At 73.2% G+C, this 6,586-nt stretch carries 5 protein-coding genes; 4 read left to right on the plus strand and 1 reads right to left on the minus strand.

Going from position 1 to position 6,586, the window contains the following annotated elements:
* The 3 genes from dnaE to G3I40_RS29910 form a co-directional block, all read left to right on the plus strand.
* Window positions 1–3,074, plus strand: a 3,074-nt coding sequence (gene dnaE / locus G3I40_RS29900; protein ID WP_164305755.1) for a DNA polymerase III subunit alpha, incomplete at its 5' end; no start/stop codon positions are given.
* Entirely contained in the window at window positions 3,071–4,099 is a 1,029-nt protein-coding gene (locus G3I40_RS29905) for a hypothetical protein (RefSeq protein ID WP_164305756.1), read from the plus strand. The genes dnaE and G3I40_RS29905, both read left to right, overlap by 4 nt.
* A gap of 100 nt (window positions 4,100–4,199) precedes the next feature.
* Entirely contained in the window at window positions 4,200–5,801 is a 1,602-nt protein-coding gene (locus G3I40_RS29910) for a GMC family oxidoreductase N-terminal domain-containing protein (RefSeq protein ID WP_343245056.1), read from the plus strand.
* Between the two features lie 18 nt (window positions 5,802–5,819).
* Here the strand turns inward: G3I40_RS29910 and G3I40_RS29915 are convergent, their stop codons facing one another.
* Entirely contained in the window at window positions 5,820–6,197 is a 378-nt protein-coding gene (locus G3I40_RS29915) for a cupin domain-containing protein (protein WP_164305758.1), read from the minus strand.
* A 128-nt stretch (window positions 6,198–6,325) separates the two neighbouring features.
* Here G3I40_RS29915 and G3I40_RS29920 point away from each other — a divergent pair.
* The coding region (locus G3I40_RS29920; RefSeq protein ID WP_164305759.1) for a helix-turn-helix domain-containing protein at window positions 6,326–6,586 on the plus strand (261 nt) is incomplete at its 3' end.

Below are 6,586 nucleotides of genomic sequence, written 5' to 3' on the forward strand. Positions count from 1 at the left end.
CCCTGCTGCCCTGGGACGCCGTCGGCGGGGAGCACGTCGTGGTGCTGCTCGGCCCGGACTCGGACGTCGGCCGCGCGCTGGCCGCCGGGCGCTCCGACCGTGCGGCCCGGCTGCTCGCGCCCTGGCGGGAGCGGTACGGGGACGGGCAGCTGCGCATCGAGGTCGTCTGCCACGGGCTGAGCGGCACCGGGGCCGGCTCGCTGCGGCACGCGGCCCGCTCGCTCGGGTTCGCCGCCGAGCAGGGGGTCCTGCCGGTGCTGAGCAACGCCGCACGGTACGCGGACGCCGGGCAGGGCCAGGTCGCGGACGTCCTGGACTCCGCCCGCCGGCTGGTGCCGATCGATTCCCGCGGCACCCTCGACAGCGGTGAACGCTGGCTCAAGCCCCCCGCCGACATGGCCCGGATCGCCGAGCAGGTGGCCGAGGCCGCCGGGTACCGGGGGAACACGGCCCGCCGGCTGCTCCAGGTCACCGCGGACACCGCCGCCGCCTGCCGGGTCGACCCCGAGGACGATCTGGGCATCGGCCGGGTGCACTTCCCCGAACCGGGCCTCGTCGGCGCGGGACGGCGCACCCCCGACCGGGTGCTGCGCTCGCGCTCCGTCGCCGCGATGCTGGGCCGCGGCTACGACCGCGACCGCGCCCACTGGGAGCGGCTGGAGGACGAACTGCGCCTGATCGAACGGCTCGGCTTCGCCTCGTACTTCCTCACGGTCGCCCAAGTGGTCGACGACGTAAGGGATCTGGGCATCCGGGTCGCCGCCCGCGGTTCCGGCGCGGGGTCCCTGGTCAACCACCTGCTCGGCATCGCCACCGCCGACCCGGTCGAGCACGGGCTGCTCATGGAGCGCTTCCTGTCCGACCAGCGCGCCGAACTGCCCGACATCGACATCGACGTGGAGTCCGCCCGCCGGCTCGAGGTCTACCGGACGATCCTGGACCGCTTCGGCCCCGAGCGCGTCGCCACCGTGTCCATGCCCGAGACCTACCGCGTACGCCATGCCGTGCGCGACGTCGGCCTCGCCCTCGGCCTGGAACCGGCCGAGGTGGACCGGCTCGCCAAGTCCTTCCCGCACATCCGCGCCCGCGACGCCCGCGCCGCCCTGCGGGAGCTGCCCGAACTGCGCGGCATCGACCCGGACGCGTACGGGCCGCGCCTGTGGGACCTGGTCGAGGCGCTCGACGCCCTGCCGCGCGGCATCGCCATGCACCCGTGCGGCGTCCTGCTCTCCGACACCACGCTGCTGCGCCGCACCCCCGTCGTGCCGACCAGCACCGAGGGCCTTCCCATGTCCCAGTTCGACAAGGAGGACGTGGAGGACCTGGGACTGCTCAAACTGGACGTCCTCGGCGTGCGGATGCAGTCCGCGATGGCGCACGCGGTCACCGAGATCGAGCGGAACACCGGCAGCCGCATCGACCTCGACGACCCGGCGCAGGTGCCGCCGGGCGACCCGAAGACGTATCAGCTCATCAAGTCCTCGCAGACGTTGGGCTGCTTCCAGACGGAGTCGCCGGGCCAGCGGGACCTCATCGCGCGGCTGCGGCCCGAGACCTTCCACGACCTGGTCGTGGACATCTCGCTGTTCCGCCCCGGGCCGGTCGCGGCCAACATGGTCGATCCGTTCATCAAGGCCCGGCACGGGCGCCAGGCGCCCGACTACCCGCACGAGGACCTGCGGGACGCGCTGGAGGAGACGTGCGGCGTGGTCGTCTTCCACGAGCAGATCATCCGGATCCTGCACGTGATGACCGGCTGCAGCCTCGCCTTCGGCGACCACACGCGGCGCGCCCTGTCCCACCCCGACCTGATCGGGCGGGTGCGGGCGTGGTTCGCGCAGGAGGCGGGCCGGCGCGGTTACGCGCACGAGGTGATCGAGCGGACCTGGGGGATCGTCGAGGCGTTCGGCGCGTACGGCTTCTGCAAGGCGCACGCCGTCGCCTTCGCCGTGCCCTCGTACCAGTCGGCCTGGCTGAAGGCGCACCATCCGGCCGCCTTCTACGCGGGACTGCTCACGCACGACCCCGGGATGTACCCGAAGCGGCTGCTGCTCTCGGACGCGCGGCGGCGGGGAGTACCGATCCTGCCGCTGGACGTGAACGCGTCGGATGCGGCCTATAGAATCGAACTGGTGTCCGTTAGTGAGGCCGAGCCCTCCGTGCACGGGGTGCGGCTCGCGCTCGGCGACGTGCGCGGCATGAGCGAGAGCGAGGCGGACCGGATCGTCGCCGGGCGCCCCTACGTCTCGCTGCAGGACTTCCTCTCCCGGGCCCGCCCGTCCCGCCCGGTCGCCGAACGGCTCGCCCAGGTCGGCGCGTTGGACACCTTCGGACGCAACCGGCGGGACCTGATGCTGCACATCGCCGAGTCGCTCCGTGGGCAACGCGGCGGACATCAGGGCCAGTTGACGCTCGGCGAGAGCGGCGACGCCCCCGACACGGTCGCCCCCGCCCTGCTGCCCGACCTCGACGACGTCGAACGGCTCGGCGCCGAACTCGGCGTGCTCGGCATGGACACCTCGCGCCATCTCCTGGGCGACCACCGGGAGTTGCTCGGCGAACTGGGAGTGGTCTCCGCGCACCGCCTCAAGGACCTGCCGCACGGGCAGGTGGTCATGGTCGCCGGCGCGAAGGGGGCCGTGCAGACCCCGCCGGTCCGCTCCGGCAAGCGCGTCATCTTCACGACGCTCGACGACACCTCGGGACTGGTCGACTGCGCGTTCTTCGAGGACAGCCACGACGCCTGCGCCCACACCGTCTTCCACTCCTGGCTGCTGCTGGTGCGCGGCGTGGTGCAGCGCCGCGGCGGGGGCGGCGGCAAGGCGCTGTCGGTCACCGGGTCCGCCGCCTGGGACCTGGCCGAACTGGCCGAACTGCGCCGCACGGGCGGCCTGTCGGCGGTCACGGGGCGGCTCACCACGCAGGGCCCGGCGACGGAGCCTGCGGCGCAGGGCCGCAGCATCCGCCTGGAGACCGGGTACGACCTGCACCCCTGGGCCGACCTGCAGCCGCCCGGCGAATCCGTCAAGCAGAGCCGCAAGTTGTGGCACCAGAGCCCGGGGAGCGCGGGATGAGCGACGTGGCGGAAGAATCGAGGGCGACGCGGCCGCAGATCCTGTACGTCCACTTCCACGACCTGGCGGACGGGCCCGGAGGCGAGCGGATCTACCTCCATCTGCTCGCCCTGCTGGCCGAGTTCACTCCGCTGGTGCAGGCGCTGCCACCGGACGCCGCCCTGGCCGACGTCACGGGCAGCCTGCGCTACTTCGGCACGGACGCCCCGGCCCTCGCCGAACGCATCCGGGCCCGTTCAGGAGGCCTGTACGGGCTCCGCTCGACCATCGGGGTCGCCGCGAACCCCCTGCTGGCCCGCATGGTCGCCGCCGACGGCCCGCCGTCGGCGGTGCGCGAACTCCCCGACGACCTGGATCAGGTCACCGCCTTCCTCGCGCACAAGCCCGCCGCCGCCCTGCACGGCGTGGGGCCCGCGACCGCCCGCACCCTGTCCTCGTACGGCCTGGACAGCGTCGGCAGGATCGCCGCCGCACCGCTCGGCACCCTGCAGCGGATCCTCGGCGTCGGCGCGGGCCGCCGCCTGTACGACGCGGCCCGCGGCCTCGATCCGACACCGGTGGTCCCGGCCGCCCCCGCCCGTTCGATCCGCGCTGAACACCGCTTCACCCAGGACGAGTTGGACCGCGACCGGCAGCGTGCCGCGCTGCTCGCGCTCACCGACCGGCTCGGCCTCCAGTTGCGCGCCGAGTCCCAGGCCACCCGCGCCCTCGCCCTCACCGTCCGCTACGCCGACCGCTCCACGACCACCCGCACCCGCACCCTGCGCGAGGCCACCGCCCACACCCCGCCCCTGACCGCGCTCGCCTACGAACTCCACGACCGGCTCGCCCTGCAGCGGGCCCGGGTCCGCTCGTTCACGCTGCGTGCCGACGAGCTGATGCCGGCCGAACGCACCTCCCGGCAGCTGCAGTTCGACCCGGCCGACGAGCGGGCCCGCCGCATCGAGGCCGTCGTGGACCGGGCCCGGGACAGGTTCGGGCCCGGTGCGGTGCGCCCGGCGGCAGCGGTGTCGGACGTCGCCTGATCATGGGCGCACGCCCTGCGTATTGCTCCTTGGGCGGCGGCGTGTTTCACTGCGCCCCGTGGCTGACACACCATCAGTTCTTGAGGCTGACTACATAGTTGTGGGTGCCGGAAGCGCCGGCTGCATCGTGGCGCGCAGGCTTGCGGACACCGGGGCGAGCGTGATCCTGGTGGAGGCGGGCGCGGCGCGGCTGGAGCGCTCGCGGATCATCCGCAAGCCCGGCATGATCTCGATCATGCACTCCGTGCCCCAGGTCAAGAAGCGCTTCGACTGGGGCTACTACACCGTGCCGCAGGAGCACGCGGCCGGGCGCCGCATTCCTGTCACCCGGGGCAAACTGCTCGGTGGCTCCAGCGCCATCAACGGCATGCTGTTCGTCCGCGGTCATCGGCGCAACTACGACGACTGGGCCGCCGCGGGCTGCACCGGCTGGTCCTACGACGACATCCTGCCCTCCTACAAGCGCATGGAGGACTGGGAGGACGGCGCCAGTGCGGTGCGCGGCGCCGGCGGACCGGTGGCCGTCACCCGCACGCCCCGCCTCACTCCCGCCTCCCACGCCCTGGTCGACGCGTTCGCCGAGGCCTTGGACACGCCCCGCAACGACGACTACAACGGCGTGGAACAGACCGGCATGGGCACCGTCCAGATGAGCGCCCGGGGCGGTGTCCGCTACAGCGCCTCGCACGCCTATCTCGGTGCGGACCGCCCGCCCCGGCTGCGCATCCGCTCGGCCGCCATGGTCACGCGCGTGGTCCTCGAGGGCGGTCGCGCCACCGGCGTCGAGATCACCGACGGCAGCCGTCGCCAGGTGTTGCGGGCCGGCCGCGAAGTCGTCCTGTCCGCAGGCGTGGTGGGCTCGGCGCAACTTCTGCTGCTCTCCGGCATCGGCCCGGCGGAACAACTGCGCGGCCTCGGCATCGACGTCGCCGCCGACCTCCCCGTCGGCCGCAACCTGCACGACCACCTTTTCGTCCCGATGACCTTCCTCGCCCCCAGTGCCCAGCACCGGGGCACGGCGGGGCACTTCTTCACCGGCATGCTCGCCGAGACGCTGCGCGGCGGCAGCTGGCTCGGGCAGACGGTCTTCGAGGCGATGGGCTTCGTCCGCACGGCCGGCGCGGACACCCCCGCCGACCAGCCCGATCTGCAACTGCACGCCCTGCCCTGGTCGTACCCGAGCCCGAACCAGGACGCGCCCGTGCGCCACTCCGTCGACAAGCGGCCCGCGCTGACCGTGATGCCGACGCTCATCTATCCCAAGAGCCGCGGCGAGCTGCGCCTGGCCTCCGCGGATCCGGCGGTCGCCCCGCTGATCGACCCCGGCTACCTCTCCGATCCGGCCGACGCCCGTTTCCTGATCGAGGGGATGAAGCTGGTCCGGGAGGCGATGGCGCACAAGCGGCTGGAGGAGGTCGTCACCGGGGAGCTCCATCCGGGCCGGGCCCTCGCCGACGACGCGGACCTCGCCCGCGAGCTGCCGCAGCGGGTGCACTCCGTCTACCACCCGGTCGGCACCTGCCGGATGGGCGGGTACGACGACGCGGACGCGGTCGTCGACCCGGAGCTGAAGGTGCGCGGCGTCGAGGGGCTGCGCGTCGCCGACGCCGCCGTGATGCCGTCCATCACCGGCGGCAACACCAACGCGCCCGCCATGCTGATCGGTGAGCGGTGTGCGGAGCTGATGACGCGGCAGGGCTGAGCCCCCACCCGGCGGGGCTCAGGAGTTGGCCCAGGGCGGCGCCATCCGGGTGCCGTCCGCCAGCTCGGCCTCCAGGCCCACCGAAGTGGTCACCCACATCGTCGCCGGGGCGTGCGTCGGGTTCTCCAGCCCGAGCGTGGTGCCCGCGTTCGCGATCGCCGTGTCGCCCGCGGTGAGGGTGTGGGCGGTGCCGTCGAGCGTGAGGCGCAGCGAGCCGGTCAGCACGTGGAAGATCTCCTCGCGGGAGATGGTGTGGTCGGGCCCCTTCGCGCCCGCCGGGATCTCGCCCCGCCAGGCCGCCAGCTCCTTGCTGCCGGTGCCGGGGGCGGCGTACGAGACGAAGCGGACGCCGTGCAGTTCGTGGACGACGGCCTCTGACGCGCGGACTACGGGCATGCGTGCTCCTTGGTTCGGGAGGTGCGTGGAGTTTCGGGACGGGGGTGGAGGACCGACCGGATGGTCAAGCTCCTTGACTATATGGTCAGGCTGCTTGACCAATGCGTCAAGGGTGTTTCAATACCTGCGTGCAGAACTCCGAAGCCCTCGCCCTGTCCGCCGCGCTGCTCGCCGCCGCCGGCGAGCTGACGCAACGCATCGACGAGGGTGTCCGGGCCAGGGGGTTCGACGGGGTGCGCCCGGCGCACGGGTTCGTCTTCGTGCGCCTGTCCTTCGGGGACGCCACCGCCACCGATGTCGCCGCGCACCTCGGCGTGACCAAGCAGGCCGCCAGTCAGCTCGTCGACGAGCTGGTGCGCAAGGGGTACGTCGAGCGGCGGCCCCACCCC

This window comes from Streptomyces sp. SID14478, assembly GCF_010548525.1.
In the GTDB taxonomy this organism is placed as follows: domain Bacteria; phylum Actinomycetota; class Actinomycetes; order Streptomycetales; family Streptomycetaceae; genus Streptomyces.

Coding starts and splice junctions, on each gene's coding strand:
- G3I40_RS29905 (WP_164305756.1), top strand. CDS start 3,071: ATGAGCGACGTGGCGGAAGAATCGAGGGCGACGCGGCCGCAGATCCTG.
- G3I40_RS29915 (WP_164305758.1), bottom strand. CDS start 6,197: ATGCCCGTAGTCCGCGCGTCAGAGGCCGTCGTCCACGAACTGCACGGC.